Origin of the sequence: Dictyobacter alpinus (assembly GCF_003967575.1) — a bacterium.
Taxonomy (GTDB): Bacteria; Chloroflexota; Ktedonobacteria; order Ktedonobacterales; family Ktedonobacteraceae; genus Dictyobacter; species Dictyobacter alpinus.
The window spans coordinates 758,687-778,841 of record NZ_BIFT01000001.1 but is presented as its reverse complement, the minus strand read 5'-3'; the positions used below and the strand labels follow the sequence as shown (position 1 = coordinate 778,841).

14 protein-coding genes are annotated in these 20,155 nt (G+C 49.2%); 6 read left to right on the top strand and 8 right to left on the bottom strand.

The genetic code is table 11. From position 1 onward, the window contains the following. The first annotated feature begins 676 nt into the window (after nucleotides 1-676). Together EL633_RS03020 and EL633_RS03015 are read left to right on the top strand one after the other, a co-directional pair. Nucleotides 677-1,492, top strand: a complete 816-nt coding sequence (locus tag EL633_RS03020) for a phosphate/phosphite/phosphonate ABC transporter substrate-binding protein (RefSeq protein ID WP_126625774.1) — start codon at nucleotides 677-679, stop codon at nucleotides 1,490-1,492. A gap of 56 nt (nucleotides 1,493-1,548) precedes the next feature. Beyond that, on the top strand, nucleotides 1,549-2,427 hold the full coding sequence (locus tag EL633_RS03015; RefSeq protein ID WP_126625773.1) for an LLM class flavin-dependent oxidoreductase: 879 nt from the start codon (nucleotides 1,549-1,551) through the stop codon (nucleotides 2,425-2,427). A 10-nt stretch (nucleotides 2,428-2,437) separates the two neighbouring features. On the opposite strand, the gene EL633_RS03010 is transcribed toward EL633_RS03015, so the two are convergent. Further along, the gene (locus tag EL633_RS03010) at nucleotides 2,438-3,229 is read right to left on the bottom strand and encodes a helix-turn-helix domain-containing protein (RefSeq protein WP_126625772.1); all 792 of its coding nucleotides are present in this window, start codon (nucleotides 3,227-3,229) and stop codon (nucleotides 2,438-2,440) included. Nucleotides 3,230-3,434: 205 nt separating this feature from the next. Between EL633_RS03010 and EL633_RS03005 the strand changes: the two genes are divergently transcribed. Next, the gene (locus EL633_RS03005) at nucleotides 3,435-4,217 is read left to right on the top strand and encodes a phytanoyl-CoA dioxygenase family protein (protein ID WP_218027410.1); all 783 of its coding nucleotides are present in this window, start codon (nucleotides 3,435-3,437) and stop codon (nucleotides 4,215-4,217) included. Between the two features lie 220 nt (nucleotides 4,218-4,437). Here the strand turns inward: EL633_RS03005 and EL633_RS02995 are convergent, their stop codons facing one another. The 5 genes from EL633_RS02995 to EL633_RS02975 form a co-directional block, all read right to left on the bottom strand. Beyond that, complete coding sequence (locus EL633_RS02995) at nucleotides 4,438-5,334, bottom strand: carbohydrate ABC transporter permease (protein WP_218027409.1); 897 nt, start codon at nucleotides 5,332-5,334, stop codon at nucleotides 4,438-4,440. Nucleotides 5,335-5,362: 28 nt separating this feature from the next. Further along, the gene (locus EL633_RS02990) at nucleotides 5,363-6,325 is read right to left on the bottom strand and encodes a carbohydrate ABC transporter permease (protein WP_126625771.1); all 963 of its coding nucleotides are present in this window, start codon (nucleotides 6,323-6,325) and stop codon (nucleotides 5,363-5,365) included. 159 nt (nucleotides 6,326-6,484) lie between these two features. Then, nucleotides 6,485-7,903: an ABC transporter substrate-binding protein gene (locus EL633_RS02985; protein WP_161981897.1), complete on the bottom strand. Its 1,419-nt coding sequence runs from the start codon at nucleotides 7,901-7,903 to the stop codon at nucleotides 6,485-6,487. Nucleotides 7,904-8,058: 155 nt separating this feature from the next. Further along, nucleotides 8,059-10,437 (bottom strand): discoidin domain-containing protein, encoded by a 2,379-nt coding sequence (locus tag EL633_RS02980; RefSeq protein ID WP_126625769.1) that lies wholly within the window; start codon nucleotides 10,435-10,437, stop codon nucleotides 8,059-8,061. A 165-nt stretch (nucleotides 10,438-10,602) separates the two neighbouring features. Beyond that, complete coding sequence (locus EL633_RS02975) at nucleotides 10,603-12,981, bottom strand: discoidin domain-containing protein (protein WP_126625768.1); 2,379 nt, start codon at nucleotides 12,979-12,981, stop codon at nucleotides 10,603-10,605. Between the two features lie 573 nt (nucleotides 12,982-13,554). Between EL633_RS02975 and EL633_RS02970 the strand changes: the two genes are divergently transcribed. After that, on the top strand, nucleotides 13,555-15,144 hold the full coding sequence (locus tag EL633_RS02970) for an alpha/beta fold hydrolase (RefSeq protein WP_126625767.1): 1,590 nt from the start codon (nucleotides 13,555-13,557) through the stop codon (nucleotides 15,142-15,144). A 130-nt stretch (nucleotides 15,145-15,274) separates the two neighbouring features. Here the strand turns inward: EL633_RS02970 and EL633_RS02965 are convergent, their stop codons facing one another. Continuing rightward, complete coding sequence (locus tag EL633_RS02965) at nucleotides 15,275-17,005, bottom strand: sensor histidine kinase (protein ID WP_161981896.1); 1,731 nt, start codon at nucleotides 17,003-17,005, stop codon at nucleotides 15,275-15,277. Between the two features lie 14 nt (nucleotides 17,006-17,019). After that, nucleotides 17,020-17,796, bottom strand: a complete 777-nt coding sequence (locus EL633_RS02960; protein ID WP_126625765.1) for a response regulator transcription factor — start codon at nucleotides 17,794-17,796, stop codon at nucleotides 17,020-17,022. Between the two features lie 417 nt (nucleotides 17,797-18,213). On the opposite strand from EL633_RS02960, the gene EL633_RS02955 reads away from it, so the two are divergent. Both EL633_RS02955 and EL633_RS02950 read left to right on the top strand, forming a co-directional pair. Beyond that, nucleotides 18,214-19,179, top strand: a complete 966-nt coding sequence (locus EL633_RS02955; RefSeq protein ID WP_126629322.1) for an ABC transporter permease — start codon at nucleotides 18,214-18,216, stop codon at nucleotides 19,177-19,179. 59 nt (nucleotides 19,180-19,238) lie between these two features. Continuing rightward, complete coding sequence (locus EL633_RS02950) at nucleotides 19,239-20,129, top strand: carbohydrate ABC transporter permease (RefSeq protein ID WP_126629321.1); 891 nt, start codon at nucleotides 19,239-19,241, stop codon at nucleotides 20,127-20,129. Nucleotides 20,130-20,155 lie beyond the last annotated feature (26 nt).

Sequence of the window (20,155 nt, the reverse complement as noted above, 5' to 3'; positions counted from 1 at the left end):
AATGAAGTACATCTACAGGATTGATGATATGCAGGGTTAAATCTGCTGCTCAAATCTACCATAATCCTTAATGTTAACTTAGTAGATCAACTTTATATACTTTAAAGTACCCGAAGAATAAGGAGTTGTCAAGATTATCTCCTCTAACTGTCAAAAAGCCGTGCGCATGTATGAAAGAAGCTTGACAGAATCCTTTTTCCTTTCTATACTTGACTTTGTTGATCAATTTAATATAAATTAGTTGCTTGGCATGTTGAAAACAACTTTCGAGGCATTGAGAGCAGGAATTGAACATGAAACGGTATCGTTTGAACCTACACACGCATCATGTCATGTTTCCGTGGGTAAGAACACGTCCTGTATGGAGCACCACGTCCAATCAGTGTTGGTGTGTATGGGATCGGGCCTACAGTGCCGCCACGCTTTATCTTCGTCAAAACTGCCATTATTACTACGCTTGTCTCTGTTGTTGCTAGTTGTCTCCCCTGGTGACCGTCCTACGCTTGTCTCTTGCGTCGTCATTGTTCGTGAGAACGCGTAGCTTTTTCTCCGATCTTTATGAAAGAGAATAGCGGGATCCGAAACCTTTGTTTGAAAAGTGTATGTGCGAGACGCTGCTTGCGCAAATTTTGCCGTAGAAAGAGTGTATGACTCTTTCTCTCATGGAGACAGCCGAATGAATGACGCCACTCTTATTTTTGAGACGTTTCTCACACCGACATTGTACAAGACCTATCAGTACATTACAGAATACATTGAACGTGTATTACACATACCTACTATTCTTCTGAGCGGAGAGAGCCTGGATGATTTTGAGGGCGGGTATGCTGATGCTGGTTTTATGAGTGCGAATGACTATCTCCAACTTCAAAACCTCTCTCCCAATTCGGTCGAACTGATTGCCATGTCACTTGAGCCAGACGAGCACGAACAAGATTCCATTTCCCCTTTTTTTGATATTATCGTCCGCAAAGAAAGTGATTTCACATCCCTCGGTGATCTGGAATATGCCACCTGGGCGTATCATGTGGGGATGTCTCAGGTAGAAGATCAGTTTCGCGATGAGCAAGGCAATGTGCTATTCCATTTCCGCAGCATGCTTGAAACCGTTTCTCAGGCCCAATCAATGCGGTCTGTGCTCAATGGCACAGTGGACGCAAGCGCCATCGAGGGAAGTATGGTAGAACTGGTATGGCGCAATAGCCCACACATAGCTGCGCAATTGCGTGTCATCGGTACATATAGCTCTACCACCAGTCCCCTTGTCGTACTGGCTGCTCATCTGGACCCTGCGATAAAGCACAGGATCCGTGAAGCACTTTTAAGTATGCACCAGGATCCTTTCTTCGCACAACAACTGCGAGAAGGACAGATCGAGCGTTTTCACCCCATCGCCAGCACATACTCTCAGCCTTTATGCAGAGGCATTGAGGATGTGAGCTATCCTCGTATGTTACTGACGACCAGGCGGCAAGATATTGGTATTGGTTAGCGTTGATGAAAATGTGTGTTGTCTGGTAGGTAAGGAAGAATTGGCGGAGGAAATCAGTGCGTTTCTCACTTTTTTATAATTTTGATATCCTTCCTGGTAAAGCAGTGCCAGAGCTGTACCAGGAGATTGAGGCTCAGGTTGTGGTCGCTGACGCGCTTGGTTTCGACGCCATCTGGTTTGCTGAGCATCATTTTGATCTGTATGGTCGTATGCCTGATCCGCTGCTCTATCTTGCACGGATGAGCGCCATGACCAGGCAGATTGGTCTGGGTACCGCTATTATCGAAGCTCCTTACTATAACCCATTACGCCTGGCTGAGGATGCAGGTTTGTTGGATACCCTCTCGGGTGGACGGTTACGGCTGGGGGTGGGATCGGGAGGTGCCAACAAACCTACCGAGTTTGCTCACTTCCACGTTCCGATAGAACAGAAGTCAGCACGTACAATTGAAGTTATTGAGATTCTACGCCAGGCCTTTGATACTGGTCGCATCGATTTCGAAGGTGAATACTACCAGTATAAAGATCTTGCTATCCATCCCCGGCCCGTTCAGAATGCGCATCAACTGCTCTGGCTGGCTGCTGGGAAAGGGACTCCTGAAGTGGCGGGACAGATGGGGTGCCCAATCCTCGTTCCACGGGTGGGGTCAGTTTTACGTCATCAACACATCATAAGCCGCTATCAGGAGGCATTGGGAGAGAAGTCGGGTGTTGTGTCTGTTCTACGCTTTGTCTATGTGGCTGATACTGAACGAGAAGCGCGAGAACAGACGCGCCGCACGATCACTCGCTATGCAAAATATGATTGTGATATCGATTGGGATGGCCGTACGGATACGCAGGAGTATGTTGACCTGCTCCATCGTTTACACGCAGTGATTGGTACTCCCGATCCGGATGACGGCACCTGTTGTGCCGTCGTTGAAACTCGTTAGTACGTCTCTGTCAATTATTTTCAGCCTTCGATGAAATTACCAGCGGAACCAGCCCATCTTCATATGCATGTATGCGCAAGGTGCCAGGAGCTTTTCCTGTGAGGCTTTTCACCTGGCGGCTCAAATGGCTGGCTGAATCATAGCCGCAGAGATGTGCAATTGCTTCCAGTGTGAGATCAGAGGTACGTAGGAGGTCGCATGCATGTCTGACACGAATGCATTGCAAGAGAACGGCTGGCGCGCATCCGTGTAGACGCATAACATGTCTGCGTAGTGTGGCGGGCGAGATATTTAGGGCGAGCGCGATTTCACTGATCGTCAGTGGACGATGATGTTGCTCTTGCATATAGCGTTCCGCCGCCGCTACCAGTCTCTCTGCGGTGCTTAATGGAGGACTGATAGCTGCGCGCATCAAGAGTAGATCGAGTTGCTGGAGTAGCAGGTCCAGCATCTTTGCACGGTCAACATAGTGCGAGTACCATTCGCGGATCAGACTACGACAGAGGTGGGTCAAAGATCGTTCCGCGTCATCCAGGCATATACGCGGCCAGGGGTGGTGAACAGGCGCGATAATGCCCAGATAATAACACATATAACCTGTGCGCGCATATTCGGCATGCGCAATTCCTGGGGGGGTAAGCACCAGGACGCCCGGAGCCGTCTCATAGACATCTGCGTCCAGCACGGTCTGAATCGTACCTGTACAATAGCAGACGATTTCCCACTCTGTATGGGTATGCAAAGGGAAATCTTTTCCCTGGGGGGCTTCATATGCGCCCGCATTGGTGAGTTGAAGGTTCATGTCCTCCTCGCTTTCACTGTTACCAGCTATACAACAAGAACGCCATTGTTGGACACGCCATTTTTCTGCAAAGATGTGAGCGTTTTGTGCATTGTTGTAGTCTACATACCTGGCGTAATATTACTGGCATAAGCTACTGAATGCAAGCCTGTAGACTGGGACTGGCCTTTTTGTGCAATATATTGCTTATGGACGGAGGAGACATATGTCTGACCACCAACCGGTAACACGTATGATGAAAGTTATGGAGGAACTGGGTGTGACCTCCACTACGCTGAGTAACGAAGAGAAGCGCCTGCTGGATGAGCAAGGATATGTGTTATTTCCCAACCTGATAGACGACGTCTGGTTGAAACAACTGCGTGCGAAATATGAAGAATTGATGGCGAAAGAGGGTCAATCGGCAGGGATGGAAGTGCACCAGGAAAAGGGGACGCGTCGGCTTTCCGATCTGGTAAATAAGGGTGAGGTATTTGATGGTATCTATACGCATCCCAAATTGTTAGCAGCTGTGTTTCATATTATCGGTCGCGAGTTCAAACTTTACTCACTGAATGGGCGTGATGCGATTCCAGGAGAGGGTCATCAAAGCCTGCACGCTGACTGGGGACGCCTGGAAGAAGGCGAACCCTTTCATGTTGTTAATTCCCTGTGGATGCTGGATGATTTCACCAGCGAAAATGGAGCCACGCGTGTGGTACCTGGAACACATCGCCTCTTCAAGTCACCTGAAGAAACAATGTCACATCCTGCTGATGAGCATCCCGAGCAAGTATTAGCTCTGGCCCCAGCAGGTACTGTACTGGTCTTTAACGCTCACCTGTGGCATGGAGGAACGCGCAACGTTACCCAGAATACCAGGCGTGCTCTGCACTGTTGCTTTAGTGCACGCGAGTTTTCTCAACAATTGAATCAACGTGAGTATCTACGCCTGGAAACCTTCAGGCGCATCTCTCCTGCAGCCAGATATCTCCTTGATGTCGAATAAGAAACTACATAGCGGCGACCTACCATTTATGAATCGCTGGTCGCGACCAATCCAGTCGTACGCGATCCCGTGGTTGATGCGCAAGGCCTGGTACACGCACCTACCGCACCCGGGATGGGATATGACGTGTAGGTGATAATATGGTGGTTCTTTGCAAGAAAGAAGGTGAGACGCGCAAGGGTCCACCTTTCTTTCTCGTCAATGATGTCTACGCGCCCGTTTACCCTTTGAGACCACTGGATGCGGAATTGTTGATCAAAAAACGCTGGGTGAGCAGAAAGATGATCAAGACCGGGAGCGCATACAGTAAGCTTCCGGCCGCCAGGACGTTGTCGGCACGGTGGCCCTGTGGATCGAGATAGCCATTGCTAATGGCGACCGCCAGCGTTGTATTATCAGCATTCAAGAAAAGGATTGGTCCCAGAAAATCATCCCACACACCTGTAAATGCGAAGATAATCACGATGGCAAGTACGGGCCGAGAAAGTGGCAAAAAGAGTTGCCAGAAGATGCGCCAGTACGAGCAACCATCCATAATGGCCGCCTCCTCCAATTCGCCGGGGATACTGGAGAAGAACTGACGAAACATGAAGCTAAAGAAAGGGGAGCTGGCCAGCCCCCAGACGACCCAGGGCCAGTAGGTATCAACCATTCCCAGTTTTGAGAAGATGATATAGGTGGGAATGATTGTCACCATGCCTGGTAGCATGGTAGTGGCCAGCATGACCATAAGCAACTTCTGTTTGCCGAACCCGCGCAGACGCGCGAAACCAAAGCCCACCATCGCGCTGGTGATTGTAATCAACGAGGACTGAATCACGGCCAGCGTCAATGAGTTCAGCGCGTAATGCCAGAAATCGATATAGGTGACGGCATAGAAAAAATTCTGCCATTGGACCTGGCTGGGGAGCCAGCGAATGGGAAATGCTGCCATATCCGCCAGAGGTTTGAGGGCTGTGATCAGCAGCCAGATGAGTGGAGAGACAAAGAGCAGGGTAAAAAAGACGAGCAGCGTAAAGACCATGCCCTGCTCGATGAGTGTACGTATAGATTTCCTTGCTCGCGTTCCCTGCTCTGGTTTCTGCTGGTACTCGTGTATTCTTGCAAGCTGAGCCATGTTTGGATTCCTTTCGTGTGTGCTCTTTTTAACGCTCGACCTCGTAGTAGACCCAACCTACACCGGAGCGGAAGACAATCAGGGTAATCAGCAAGATGACCAGGAAAAGCACCCAGAGCAGGGCCGCACCATAGCCGAAGCGCTGAAAATAGAAGAACTGTGCATAGACATGGACCATGTAGAAGTAGTTTCCGCGTGGAATATACCCCACGGCATTCAAATTGGTTGCGGCCAGCAATAGTGGTTGCATCAAAATCTGGATCGTGCCAATAAAGCTGGTGATGACCTGAAAAAAAATGATTGGTGTGAGCAAAGGGAGGGTGACGTGCCTGAAGCTCTGCCAGGCGTTTGCTCCATCGATGCGCGACGCCTCCTTCAACTCTGGCGAAATCCCCTTCAAGCCAGCCAACGCGGTCAACATGCCGCCCCCCATACCCCAGAGCCACATCACAATCACGGCCCAGAATGCCGTAGGATCGACCAGCCAGTTGATCAAAGGCCCTTGAAAGATAGACAGAAAGGCATTGATCAGTCCGGTATCACGTGAGAAGATGGAGCGCCAGACGATCGCCGCCGCCACAATGGGCATTACCGAGGGGAGGTAGAAAGCTGAGCGAAACAGGTTGATGCCAGGTAACTTGCGATCCACCAATACGGCTAGCCCCAGGCCTCCAATAATGGTGATCGGGATGGTAATCACCACAAAGAGCAGCGTCCTCCCAAGGCTATAGAGGGTGTTGGTATCATGGACCAGGTCTATATAGTTTTTGAAGCCGATCCAGCGCCAGGCGCTAAAACCATCAAAACTGGTGAAGCTTACGATCAGCGCGAAGGCAAACGGGATAACGGTCAGTAAGAGAAACCCGAGCAGCCATGGAGCGATAAAAAAATAAAAGGTACGATTGCGATAGCGTTTCCAGCCAGGACGACGCCGAGATTGAGGGTGCACCGTGGTTCTTCCCCGGTCTCGCTGTACCGTCAGCAAAGCCATAGAGTGTTCCTTTTCTTTGTTATGGAAAGGCCGGTGCAAGAGGCCATAAAGTAAGAGGACTTCTTGCCGTATCCATGACTACTCTACGAACACCTCCTGATGGAAGATGTTTTTTGCGGTAGTTGCTCGTAGAATAGGGCCTCCCCAGGTTTGTTTTTTTTAACCGATCAAATCTTTCGCCTGTTGGGTGAGCGCGCTCACGCCGGTTTGAATTTGATCGAGTGCACTGTCCAGACTATTCTCTCCCCGGAAGACCGGGATCAGATTTGAATCGATGATTTGAGTAATCCCAAATGTGGAGGCATAAGGCGTAAACTGTAGCGATTGGTAGTAGGAAAGTTCCGCCTTTTGTACCTCAAATGCTTGTTTGTTATATTCGGGTGTTTGTGGGAAGGTATCCAGCAGATGCTTTAACGGTGAGATACCATAACCGACTTTGGCCCGATACTCCGCCGGTTCGCCACCCATATACCATTCAAAGAATTTCCAGGCTTCATCGGGATGTTTGGCGGTTTTGGGAATCCACCAGCCGGTGCCACCATAGCAGGTGCTGACTCGATTGGGTCCCCATTGTGGCGCGGGAATGAGTTGCGCCCGCTGACGAGCGGTTTTGTCCGTTCCTTCAAGCCAGCCGCCGAACCACATGCCATTGGGAGCCAGGGCATAGCGTTGGGCGATAAAGAGTGGTCCCGACCAATCTGTGGTGGGATCAAGTGGGGAGTCTCCAATATGGAGGGTCGCCCAATTAACATACCACTGAAAGATTTTCTTAACCTCTGGTTGTTTGAAATTCAGCTGGCTCTGATCTCCATTGGTATATAGAGATTGTCCCGCTTGTTTCAGAAGCGCGAGCAACTGTGCCTCATAGTCCCAGTTGGTTCCCAGGCCATAGATCTGGATCTTGCTTCCCTGGCGTACCGTCAGATGTTTGCCGAGGTCCAACAACTCATCAAAGGTTAAAGGTTTCTCTATTGAGGGTACAGAAATGCCAGCGCGTTTAAAGACTGCTGTATCGGCCCAATACATCGTGTCCTGTGACCAGTCGTGCGGCATGCCATAACGCGGACCTTTGCCTTGTTGCTTTCCATCCCAGCGATAGAGATCACAGACTGGTTGCAGATCACTTTCTTTGAGCAAAGAGCTTTGCGTGAAATACTGACTGAGGTCTTTGGCTGCCCCCCGGGCCGCCAGATTGCTGATATCGGGTCCTCCAGGGGTTTTAACAATATCTGGTGGGGTACCTGCAGCCAGCATGGAACTCAGACGGTTTTTATCAAAATCAAGGCGTTTGATGCGAATCAATGGATGTTGCTTTTGGAATGTCGCGATCCAGTGATCTGAGAGTCCGGTATCATCTGTGACACGATCATCCATGACGGTAATGGTGACTGGCTGTGACGTCGCAGGCCCACTGCTGCCATTGCTGCAGGCCGCTAAGAGGGCAGTGGCCCCGAATGCTGCACCGGCAACGGTGGCCGACTGTGTTAGGAAACGGCGTCGACTGAGTGGGGTTGGCTGAGAAACGTGCGTCGTCGCAGCCGTAGCATCAATCAGAGATAATGGTTCGTTCTTTTCCATCAGGAAAATGCTCCTTTTCCGTAAATCAGAATAGCGTCGGGTAACCGAAAGACTATGGAGAGTGTCAGAGGGCATTTCACTCTCTCCTGGAGGATGAAAGGAAGTTGCGACTTCCTTTCATCCTGTGTGTATGCCCTCAGTTTAAGAGAGATAGATCATGAATAAATAGTTAATTCACCGATACTCCATGGATGCGTATTAGTTTGTGTCTCCTGAATCGTGATGTAGCGGTCAGTCTGGGCTGGAAAGGTATAGCTCTGGACCGCATCACTTGTGCAGTTATCGCACGCTGCAACCACGTTTCCCCAGCTATTGGGCGTGTTGGAGACAAAGATGAGATATCCTCGTGGATAGTTATCAGGGAAAGAGCTATCATCAAGCACAAGTTTGCGAAATGTGTGTGTTGAGCCAAGATCGATCTGAAAAGCGTTGTGATTACTCTGGCCCTGTGCGCTCGTCCAGCCGGTGGTCGCATTTCCATCAATGGCCAACTGTGGGCTCGTTCCTCCGGCGGTCCCATTGGCGCTTACCGTCCAGCCAGATCGATTGAGTGCAACATCGTTAGCTGAGGTATACAGGTTCAGCTCGCCAACTGACCATGACTGATTGGAAATGCTCCCACCTGTCAACTGGATTTTGACATAGCGAGCTGTTTGCGCAGGGAATGTTCCCAGGGAAGGGCTGGTACCGCTGCCTCCTCCGCCAAATACCTGCGTCCAGTTGGTTTGATCATTGGAGACATCGACTTCATAGCCCTGCGGGAAGCGCGCGAAATCCGCGGTAGCATCCAGGCTGATCTGATTAAAGGTCTGGCTTGCACCCAGGTCTACGATAATATCTTGCCCTGAGGATTGCGCCTGACCCGAGTTCCAATAGGTGTTAGCATTATTGTCGAGCACCTTGTTGGCATCGGCGTTGTTGAGCGAGCTTGTTATCTTCCAGTGGGTCCGATCTAATGCCACGGGGGCAGGGGGAGGCGTGGTGGCAAAATCAGGTGCGGGCGCAACGCGAGGCGTGCCGCCGCCGCCAATTGTGGTTGGACTGTTATTGTCGATTACCTGCAATTTGGAAAAGATGCTGTTGAGATCATTGTACCAATCGAGAGCACCCCCTGTTGCGCTACTAGAGGTATTGAAGCCGTAACCATACTTACTTTGCATCTCTGCATCGACCCCATAATCGGCCCCAAGGCCTTGAAAGTACCAGCCGGTATCATCTACAATATACCCACCATAATCCTGGAGGGCATGGAAAATTTTCAGGCCTGCGGCAGTCTTAATACCCAGACTTTCCGGGGTGGTGGAAGGTGTAATCGCAAGCAATGATCCTGGCTTAAAACTGGCAAAGGCAGCAGGATTACTCTTACAGGGATCCTGGCTACAATAGTTGGTCTCTGCTCCGTAATCGGCGCGATCGGCTGGCCAGCGGAAGGAGGGATTCTTGGAGGCATTTTTCTCTAACCAGAAATCTAATTGTAATGCATGGCCGATGGACCCCGGACCAATGAGTTCGCCTGGTTTGATGCCGCCCCCGGTACTGGAGAGCCCGGATCCATAGTGGCCACCACCGATGCCTGCCCCATACAGGTCGAGATCGGTCGTGCGGTACCCAAAGATCGGACCACCAGTGGTACAGCGTGTGGTGGGTTGAAATTGCGCCATCGTTCGGCCATCACCTTGAATGATACCACTGGCATTATTCGGGGTGAAGTTGGGGTTGCGCGTCCAGTTATCAAGAATAAAACTGTCGGGAAGTTGGAGCGATCCTTGCGAAATGCCAACTGATCCTTGTGCGGGATCCAGATTACACTGACCGAAATCATTGGCTCCAGTGCTTCCAGCAGTGTACGCGGCGCGCTGTGGCGCATTGGCATCGGTGGAGACCAGTGGCTCTCCATCATAGATATATGCTGATTCAAGCTGGAAAGGGACCGAGGTATAGGTGGCGTTGGAGCCAATCGGGGTATTCCAGATACTCTCGGTGGCAAACGGCCATGCCTCTGCATCTCGCCCTTTGCCAACAAAGACATCGTCGGCATAGAAGTAGCCTGAACCTGCATTTTTTAATATATAGATGATCGCTGATGAAATGGTGGCAGGTGTGGTAATGGTGCGTGCCTGACGTGTCCAATCGCTGAGTGTGAAGGGCATCTGGTAGTCAACCTGGCCGCCTGAGCCATCCACGATACGCAAGGTAATCTGCGCGTATTCACCCGTGCCAGTGGTTTTGCCCCACCCACTGAACGAATAAATAGTATTGGGATCTAAGGTCAGTGATTGTCCGGCACCCTGTTGCCCTGTGCCCATTACCAGGGCGCCTTTGCCGCTATGCGTAACGCTACTACTGGTTTGTGCCGTGCCTCCAAAATCATACCAGGGAGTGAGGCCATCTTCAAAGCCCCCATTTTGGACCAGATTGGGGCTGTCGGCATGCGCTTGCTTTGTCTGTGTTATGGTTCCAATGCTGCTGCCAAGAAGCACCAGGAGCAAGAGTATCTGATAGATGTGCTTCCGTGAAGGATGATATCTCTTCATATCTTCTCTCCTTGAAATATGACTGCTCGTTCAGTCATTGAAAAAGTCGGTTTGGTATTACACTGAGGTCCAAATAAATGTCTCTATTTGTGATCATGTTTCTCCATCAAGTGGAAACACTTTGTCTTAAACAGCAAGGCAAGAGCGTTTCTCTATCAGAAGGGTTTATGGGTAAAGTGTGAGTTCATCAATACTCCAGGGAGCACTGACATTCTCTGTTTGCCAGAGCGAAATGTAGCGGGCCGTTTGGGTACTAAAGGTGATAGTTGTCACCGGTGAATTGGGATAAAGTGCCGTCACACCAGTCCAATTTGTGCCATCGTTAGAGACATAGACCAGCAAGCCGTGGGCATACTCATCCGGGACATGACTGTTATCCAGAACGATTTTGCTGAAGGAACTGGCTGATCCCAGGTCAACCTCAAAATGATCTCCATTAGCTTGACCTCGACCAGTCGACCAATGGGTTGCGCTATTCCCATCAATCGCATAATTGGCGTTGGGACCAACAGAACTTGTTGCGGTCCAACTGCTCCGATCCAGGGGACGTTGTGTATTCTTGTTTGTGTTGTACAGGTTAAACTCGCCAACTGCCCAGGAGTTGACACCATTGAGATTGCCATTTAACAGGTTAATTCTGACGTAGCGGGCCTGTTGTGGAATAAAGGTAGCAAGGGTCGGACTTGTTCCACTACCAGTTCCCGCATGGACCTGTATCCAGTTTGTCGCATCATTAGAGACATCGACTTCATATCCCTGTGCGAAGGCAGAGTAGAAAGCGGGATCGGTGGCATCAAGCGACACCTGATCGAATGATTGTACGGTTTGGAGATCCACGACAAAATTTTGACCTTGTGCCTGTGCCTGTCCTGTTTGCCAGGCAGTAGCGTTCTGGCCGTCAAGCATTTTGGCGGCATCGCCATTGTTGATAGATGCGTGAACGGTCCATCCAGTACGATCTAATGCAACAGGTGCTGGTGGTGGTGTAGAGACGAAATCGGGTATTGGAGTGGTTACACGAGGAGTTCCACCGCCACCGATACTCGTAGGGCTATTGTTATCGATGACCTGTAAGGCTTTGAACACCGAAGTGAAATCATTATACCAATCCAGCGCACCACCAGTGGAGTTTTTTGATACATTAAAAGGGTAGCCATATTTAGAAGCCATCTCTGTGCTAACGCCTTTTTCTGTTCCCATGGCTTCCCAATACCAGCCTGTATCATCAGTCAGGTAGCCACCATAGTCTTGTAGGGCATAGAAGATCTTGCGTCCCGGATCTGTTTTGATCCCTAAACTCTCCGGCGTGACGTTTGTAGGAATCGCCAATAATGATCCTTGCTTAATACTATTGTAGGAGCCGGGGTCACTCTTACAGGGATCATCACTACAATAATTGTTGGCTGCACCATAATCATTCCGATCAGCCGGCCAGCGGAAGGCTGGATTGTTGGATGCGAATTTCTCCATCCATATTTCCAGTTGCAGAGCGTGACGAATCGGGGCGGGACCGATCAACTCGCCCTGGCGGATCAAGCCACCAATGGCTGAGAGGCCAGAGCCATAATGGATTCCTCCATTGCCGGTGGAATAGAGATCGGTGTCAGTCCCACGATAACCGAAAACCGGACCACTGGGATCACAGCGGGTTAAAGGTTGTGTTTGAGCGACGGTGCGTCCATCACCTTGAACGAATATGCCAGCATTATTGGGAGTATAGTTGGGATTGCGTGTCCAATTGTTGATAGTATAACTATCGGGAATTTGCATCGTGCCCTGAGGAATGCCGACTGATCCCTTGGAAGGATCCTGGTTGCAAAATCCAAAGTCATTGGCACTGGTTGATCCAGCTGTGAAGGCATCACGTCTGGGTGCATTCGCATCACCGTAAATAACCGGGAAATCGTCTTCAATGATACTATCCTGTGCGATCAGATTGACTGGTTTGTAGACCGCACTTGACCCGATAGAGGTATTCCAGATGCTATTGGTTGCGAGTGGCCAGGCTTCAACATCGCGTCCAACGCCAACAAAGAGATCATCGGCATAGAAATAGCCTGATCCTGCACTTTTTAACACATAGAGGATAACAGACGAAACGGTTGGAGGAGTAAGGATCGTACGTGCCTGACGCGTCCAATCGCTGAGTGTGAAAGGCATCTGGTAGTCAACCTGCCCACCAGAGCCATCCACGACCCGCAAGGTAATTTGCGCATATTCACCGCTGCCAGTGGTTTTACCCCAGCCGCTGAATGAATAATAGGTGTTTGGCTCTAAGGTCAGTGATTGCCCGGCACCCTGTTGCCCTGTGCCCATTACCAGCGCGCCTTTGCCGCTATGCGTAACGCTACTACTGGTTTGTGCTGTGCCTCCAAAATCATACCAGGGGGTGAGGCTATCTTCAAAGCCCCCATTTTGGACCAGATTGGGGCTGTCAGCATGTGCTTGCTTTGTCTGTGCCACGGTCCCAATCGTGCTACCAAGGAGCATCAGGAGCAAGAGTACCACATAGAAGTGTTTGCGTGAGGAATGATATTCCTTCATGTCTTCTCTCCTTGAAATATGACTGCTCGTTCAATCATTTCAAATCGTTGTTCTGTTACGGAAAATATAGAAGCATGGAAATGTGAAAAGCGTAAGCTATCCTTCTCTCATTCGTGTTTTTCCTTCTTCGTTGTAAGCGCTGAATAGAGATAGATAGAAGAACGATTGTGTGTTTATCCCCCCCTCTCTGTCATATCAATGGGTGTGATCAAGATACGTCAAAGCATATTCGACCGTTGGGGTCTGACAGATGCTCTCTTGCATCATATTGGTAGATACATGAATATTTTATATACATGTATTATGAATGAATATTACATAAATGGATTCTCTTTTGTCAAGGGCAAATGGTGTGATTCTAGCAAGCAGGCTTGAAAACTGGAAAAAGAATGGCTATACTCTGAAAGAGGAGTGCACATCTGCCTGATTGGGAGCTGGGTAGAGTGGCAGGTGACCAGAGTCGCCTGTTTGCCAGAGTGAAGCAGAACCTGAGCCAGACATAGAATTGACAGCCTTGAGCTCTTTATGTATACTATATTTAATATTGATGTATAACAAATTAATGAGGGAACAATGGCTATTCTTGATGAACCTCTTGAGCGTGGTACTCTGAGCGGTGCTCTGGCGCGCATAGGTGGTGCGCTCACCCAATTACATCCTGCGGAGCGGCGCGTGGCGGAACGTATTCTCAACGAGCCTGGTCAGGCTGTAGCACTGTCGATTGGTGAGTTTGCCCAGTTATGCAATGTCAGTCAGCCAACCGTTTCCCGTTTTTGTCGCAATCTTGGATTTTCGAATTACGCGACCTTGCGTATTGGCATTGCCAATGACCTCGCTGCATCCAACGCTGATCGTTTAGAAACGCTGACGAGCGAGACGGCGACCCCTAATTTTTCAACGCTTGTAACCGCTCTTGGGGCGATTGGCGAGATCCCGCCAGCCGCATATGCTCTCCGCACAGCCTCACGTGTCGAGGTCTGGCCGACGCCAGACCTGGCGCATACCGGCGCTGTACTGGCTGATCGATTATCTGCTCTGGCGGTGCCAGCCGCCTGCTCAACATTGCCAATGTACTGGACCGCCCGAGCCCGGCGCTTGCCTCCTGACACGGTTATTGTTGTCCTCACCCGTGGTACAACCGATGGTTTGATGCAAACGGCACTGTCAACCGCTCGTGGACGTGGAGCACGTGTCCTTTATTGCACCGCTTATTCAGCGGGTCCGATCGCCTCGAAGGCTGATTGGATTGTTCCATTGCCTGATATTTCTCCGCCCGATATCGCTGAATTGGCCCTGGTGGAAGCACTGATCAATGCTGTCCGTAAAGGATGTGATCTGGCCATTCCTGATGGACCTGCCTCTCCCTGGGTGGCCTGGCCCTATCAGCAGACCGTGTTTCTGCCCAACGGAGCAGAGCCAATTCCCACGATCCTCTTGACCTGTGAAGATCCCCCCCAGCCCCGCCCGGTCGTTCTCTATTTTAGTGGTTTGCATCAATCCAAAGAGAGTACATTGCCTGGCACCGGCACCAACTACGTTTGCCGGTGTATTGTGTCAGCCCTGCTCAATGCTGGTTGTCATGTACTGGCTATCGACGCGCGCGCACATGGTGGGCGTAAACGTGAGTGGGAAAATGCCGTTGCGCAATTGCGTAAGAGTTTTCTGGGTGAGGGAGAAGATGTGCTTGAAGATGCCCATACTGATGCGCGTGCCCTTGTTGATGGTGTATTGACCTTAGGCATCACGGAGAAGGTGGGACGCATTGGAGTAGTCGGCACATCCTGGGGAGGTTTGCAGGCCTTACTGACATTTGCAGGAGACGCGCGTATTACCTGCGCGGTTGGTGTGATGCCCGTGACATATATTCCTCAGTTGCCTGAATTTGCTGACCTGAGTGACGCGCCCCGGATTGTAAGAGGCCAACCCGGTGCCTGGATGGGACCTTGCATCACTCCAAGACCCCTGCTATTGATTGTTGGTGAAAAAGACGAGAAAGCAGATGCATTTCATGCGCAGCAGTTGATCGACACGTTAAAACCTGACTATGAGGCCTATGATGCGGCCCAACATCTGCGCTCTATCCAGATCCCACACCTGGACCATAAAGAGCATCCTCAACAGATCACGGCTACGGTAGCCTGGCTCAAACAATTTTTGTTGTAGAAAATGCATTTTTGTTTGTTTACAAAAAAACATTCCAGGCTTATGGTGCATTGAGCAATGGCATAATGTATAAAATTTTATGTATTATGCCATGTGTAACGAAAATTTGATTTTTGTGTGCCTGACGAAATTATGTCTGGCTAGCTATCGATCCAGTGTTCTTCCTTATGTCTGGCTGCCAGGCTGGAATAGTGAGTCGAACGGTTGTGCCGATGCCGAATGTGCTAAAGATTGAAACCCCATATGCATCACCAAATTGCAGCTTGATACGCTGATCAACATTCTGGATACCATAATGTTTCGTTTCTGTTTTGAGACTGGTCAGGATCGCGTCATCTATGCCGATGCCATCATCAATAATCTGGAAAATGAGATCCCCGCCTTGTTTTTGGACCAGAATTCGAATGTGGATGGTGTTGATGAAACGCGCATGTGTCAAGACATTTTCTACAAATGGTTGGAGGGTCAATTTTAACGTGCTGTAGGCAAGTGCCTCCGGATCTATATCGTATCGCACTTCGACATCATCACCGTGTCTTATCTTCTGGATATCCAGATAGGTCTGAACCTGCTGTACCTCTTCTTCAACGGTGACAATCGTTCGTCCGTTGTTGAGGCTAAGTCGATAGAAGCGGGCCAGGCTCAGCAACATGTGTTGTAGTTTATCGTTCTCGCCCAATTTTGCCAGGCGGCTGATAGCTGAGAGGGTATTGTAAAGAAAGTGGGGATTGATCTGTGCTTGAAGCATGTTGAGCTGAGTTTCTTTTTGCTTGATCTTATTGATATAGACCTCCTGTACCAGAATACCAAGGTTATTCGCCATTTCGTTAAAAGCGTTTTCTATTTCGGCCAGCTCATCTTCCTGTTTATTGGGGATACGTCTGCGGAAGTCGCCAATCTGGAGCGCTCTGAAGGCGACGACAATGCGGTTGATACGTCGCGAGATATAGTGTGAAATCAGCCAGCCAAAGAGGAGGAGACAAAAAAAGACCAGCGCGCAAATAAGAATAGTGATATTGCGAATGTTTTCTGATTCGCGATGGATATTAGAGAGAGGAACGTAGGCGGTTACATGCCAGTTTTGACCAGAAATTATTTCTGTGAAGGTTAAAGCATGCAGGGTTGGATGTTTCCAGTCGGGTAAGGGACCCGGCGCACCGGTGCGTAGCAGAACGCCATTGGTGGTATTGGTCACCACAATGATACTTCCCTCTCCAAGATTGGCATTTTTAAGTGCCGGGAACACATCTTGTACCCTGGCTGTAACCTGTAAGAGACCGAGGGTATCTCCAGTCTGGAAATAGGTAAGTTTTCTAAGATAAGTGATGTTCCCATACATTTTGTCGGCCGCAGTTTGTGTCCATAGACCCTGTGATAGTGCCTGATCCGGTATCGTGTCCAGCTCCTGGCTATCGGGAAAACGGTTGAACTGTAATATTGCCGTCTGTTTGCCTTGATTTAAGGGATTACCTGTGGCTGAATGACGTATTTCTGGAAAATCAGGATCTTTGATATAGGTTACGAGTTCTACATCATAAGACGCCAGCGCTACAGCGGCTGAGAGTCGTGGTTGGACGTTCTGGGTAATAGTGAGGTAACCATCCCAACCGTTCACATAGTTATAGATGGCCTCCTGGAAGCTCTGATCATAGAAAAGTTGCCCTACCGTACGCTCCATCTCATTTTGTTTGTAAATGATGTTGTTTTGAATCTGTTGCAATGTGTTTTGCAGGCTAAGAGTAGTTTCTTGCTGTAATGCATGGACTGATGAGGTATACGCATAGTAACCAATGCTGTATGTTGGTATAATCGCCAGCACAATATAGGAGAGTAGGAGTTGATAGCCAAGCTTCATATTCATTGGATTCCTCACCTTCAACATTTGCGTCGAAATTCTCCTGGAGTTTGCCCAAATGCTTCTTTAAACTGGCGACCAAAATAGGTCAGGCTACTATACCCGAGCTGGTCGGCTATCTCATATAACTTGAGTCGGGAAGTACGAAGAAGTCGGGCTGCCTCTTCCAATTTTTTGCGATTGACATGGTCAGTAAAATTTTCGCCTGTTTCTTCTTTGAAAAGACGACCAAAGTAGTTAGGCGAGAAGCCAAAATGAAAAGCAACTTCTTGAAGGAGAATATTCTGCCCAATATGTGCTTGAATATATTGATTAACCTCCTCAATCAATTTGTGGTTCCGCTTCGGTGCTGGCTGCTCCTCTAGAGAGGTGAGCTGAGTGGTGCGCTGTAATCCAGACAGCGTAGTGGCGCGTTCTTGTTCTTCTTGCAACTGAGCGGCGATAGCGCCAATTTCTTGAAAGAGCTCATCATCGTCGATAGGTTTGAGCACATAGCCATTGGCATGCATCGCTATTGCTTGCCGCGCATACTGAAAATCCTGGTGTCCACTCACAAAGATGACTTTCAGATCGGGAATATGCGCCTTCGCTTGTCGCGCCAACTCTAGTCCACTCATACCCGGCATGCGAATATCTGTGACCAGCAGATGTATTGCATGCTGGCGGGTGATTTGTAATGCCTCATATCCCGACTTCACGGCACCTATCACTTCCATATTATAAGTGTTCCATGGCACCAATTGTTTCATCCCGCGCAGATCCAGGTCTTCATCATCAACCAGGAGGACTTTGTACACGAGTCAATACTCCTTTGTATTAACAGAAGCATAACTGCAGGTATTGTAGCACAATCGTATGGAAATACATGCGACAGGATAGAGGGAGATTCATTCTCCAATGATCCATAATAGCGTATTTTTCAGCGTTATGGCACCAGCAAAATCAACGATTTTTCAAACTTTTCAATGCTGTTTGTCTGGAGAGGAAAAGTGCAGGTGTGCGAGGGAGAGACACACACATATTTCTAATTTCTAAGAGGAGGTGATTTAGATCATAGCTGGAAAAGAGCACAACGTCAGAGAGTGTTGAAAAGTTTGAAAAATCGTTGATTTGAGCAGTGGTGCAGAAGAGAAAAATATTCTACTCTTTTTCTCTAGAGGATATATTCACAGTGATGAGATGGAGAATGTATGAAAATTGAGTCGCCACCACCAATGGAATATGTCGCACTCCGGCAACCAGTAGTGGTGCGAAAAAAAACATCCCTCTGGCACCATCTGTTGCGTCAATGGGATTTGCAGGTGATGGTGTTACCGGGAATCATTTTGCTGTTAGTCTTTAGTTATCTTCCGATGTGGGGGGTGCTAGCAGCTTTTCAAGACTATGATCTCTCACGAGGCTTCTTTGGCAGCCCATGGATAGGCTTCAAACACTTTGCAGAGGTGTTCTCTGATCCCCTCTTCTTGCCGGTCCTGAAAAATACGGTTGCGATCAGTGCTTTGCGGTTGATCTTTGCTTTTCCCGCCCCTGTGTTCCTGGCGCTACTCTTAAATGAGGTACAATGGCCCTTTTTCAAACGTATTGTGCAGACCATCAGTTATCTGCCACATTTCATGTCATGGGTAATTGTTTCTGGCCTGGTAATTTCTTCGCTTGCGGTAGACAATGGCTCTGTGAATATGGCTTTGCTGCAGATGCATGTTATTCATGAGCCAGTGAATTGGCTCTCAACGCCAGAATACTTTTGGAGCATCCTTATCTCAACGGGCATCTGGAAAGAGATAGGGTTTGGCTCCATTATCTACCTGGCCGCGATTGCAGGCGTGGATCCTAACCTGTACGAAGCTGCGGATATCGATGGTGCCGGTCGCTTACGCCGTCTCTGGTACGTGACCTTGCCAGGTATCGCTCCGGTCGTAACCATTTTTCTGATTTTATCGGTCGGACAAATTCTCAATGCAGGTTTTGAAGATATCCTCTTACTGACCAATCGAGGAGATAACGCTATCCTGCGTGATGTGTCGGATGTGATTGATACCTATGTATATCGTGTTGGTCTGACTGATTTCCGCTACTCGTATGGTGTTGCCGTCGGATTGTTTAAATCAGTTGTCAACGTATTCATGCTGGTGTGTGCGAATTTTATGGCGCGCCGCTGGGGAGAAACAAGCTTATGGTAGCTCACAACTGGCCTCAAAAGCCATCAGCGCGCCGCATTTTCCTGAGCAGGGTCAGGCGTATGAGGCGCCTCAAGATCGGTGATCTCTTCCTGAACCTGATGATCTTTACCGTTTTGCTTTTCGTTGCCTTCTCAATGCTGTATCCCTTCTGGAATGCCGCGGTAATCTCATTTAATGATGGTTTTGATACCGCCAATGGAGGCCTGACCTTCTGGCCACGCGTCTTTACTCTGGATAATTACCGTCTGGTTTTTGCTGATAGTCGTTTACTGAACTCTCTGTTTATCTCCATTGCGCGTACAGCTGTCGGAACGCTCATATCGATCATTCTGACCTCAACCTTAGGCTATGCCCTTTCTAAGAAATACCTGATCGGGCGCAAATTCTACATGATGCTCTGTATTCTCACGCTGTATTTCAGCGGTGGCTTGATCCCGACGTATTTGCTGATCCGCAACCTGGATATGCTCAATACGTTCTGGGTCCTGGTCCTGCCGGGAGCATTAAATGTCTGGAATATGATCATCTTTCGCACCTTCTTTCAAAACTTGCCAGCCAGCCTGGAGGAGTCTGCCAGGGTTGATGGATGTAATCATCTTTCCCTGTTCATGCGTATTGTCTTTCCCATTTCTGGTCCAGTCTTTGCCACGCTAGGACTCTTCACAGCCGTGACCTACTGGAACTCGTGGTTTGATGCCAGTATTTATGTGACTCGAGATGATTTGTTGCCATTGCAAAATTTACTGATCAATATTATTAACTCGTCCATTCCACCGGATCAGTTGAAGCAAATAGGGGGTGCGGCAGGTAATGTTCATCTGGCCGGGGTCACCCAGCATTCATTGATGATGGCGACCATGATGGTGGCGGTGATTCCGATTGTGCTGGTGTATCCATTTATTCAGAAGTTTTTTGTAAAGGGGGTGTTAATGGGATCGCTGAAGGAATAATGCTGACATTGTCTATTGTCTTGCGC

Coding starts and splice junctions, on each gene's coding strand:
- EL633_RS02995 (WP_218027409.1), bottom strand. CDS start 5,334: ATGGCTCAGCTTGCAAGAATACACGAGTACCAGCAGAAACCAGAGCAG.
- EL633_RS02970 (WP_126625767.1), top strand. CDS start 13,555: ATGGCTATTCTTGATGAACCTCTTGAGCGTGGTACTCTGAGCGGTGCT.
- EL633_RS02955 (WP_126629322.1), top strand. CDS start 18,214: ATGGAATATGTCGCACTCCGGCAACCAGTAGTGGTGCGAAAAAAAACA.
- EL633_RS02965 (WP_161981896.1), bottom strand. CDS start 17,005: ATGAATATGAAGCTTGGCTATCAACTCCTACTCTCCTATATTGTGCTG.
- EL633_RS03010 (WP_126625772.1), bottom strand. CDS start 3,229: ATGAACCTTCAACTCACCAATGCGGGCGCATATGAAGCCCCCCAGGGA.
- EL633_RS02975 (WP_126625768.1), bottom strand. CDS start 12,981: ATGAAGGAATATCATTCCTCACGCAAACACTTCTATGTGGTACTCTTG.
- EL633_RS03005 (WP_218027410.1), top strand. CDS start 3,435: ATGTCTGACCACCAACCGGTAACACGTATGATGAAAGTTATGGAGGAA.
- EL633_RS02990 (WP_126625771.1), bottom strand. CDS start 6,325: ATGGCTTTGCTGACGGTACAGCGAGACCGGGGAAGAACCACGGTGCAC.
- EL633_RS03020 (WP_126625774.1), top strand. CDS start 677: ATGAATGACGCCACTCTTATTTTTGAGACGTTTCTCACACCGACATTG.
- EL633_RS02985 (WP_161981897.1), bottom strand. CDS start 7,903: ATGGAAAAGAACGAACCATTATCTCTGATTGATGCTACGGCTGCGACG.
- EL633_RS02980 (WP_126625769.1), bottom strand. CDS start 10,437: ATGAAGAGATATCATCCTTCACGGAAGCACATCTATCAGATACTCTTG.
- EL633_RS02950 (WP_126629321.1), top strand. CDS start 19,239: ATGAGGCGCCTCAAGATCGGTGATCTCTTCCTGAACCTGATGATCTTT.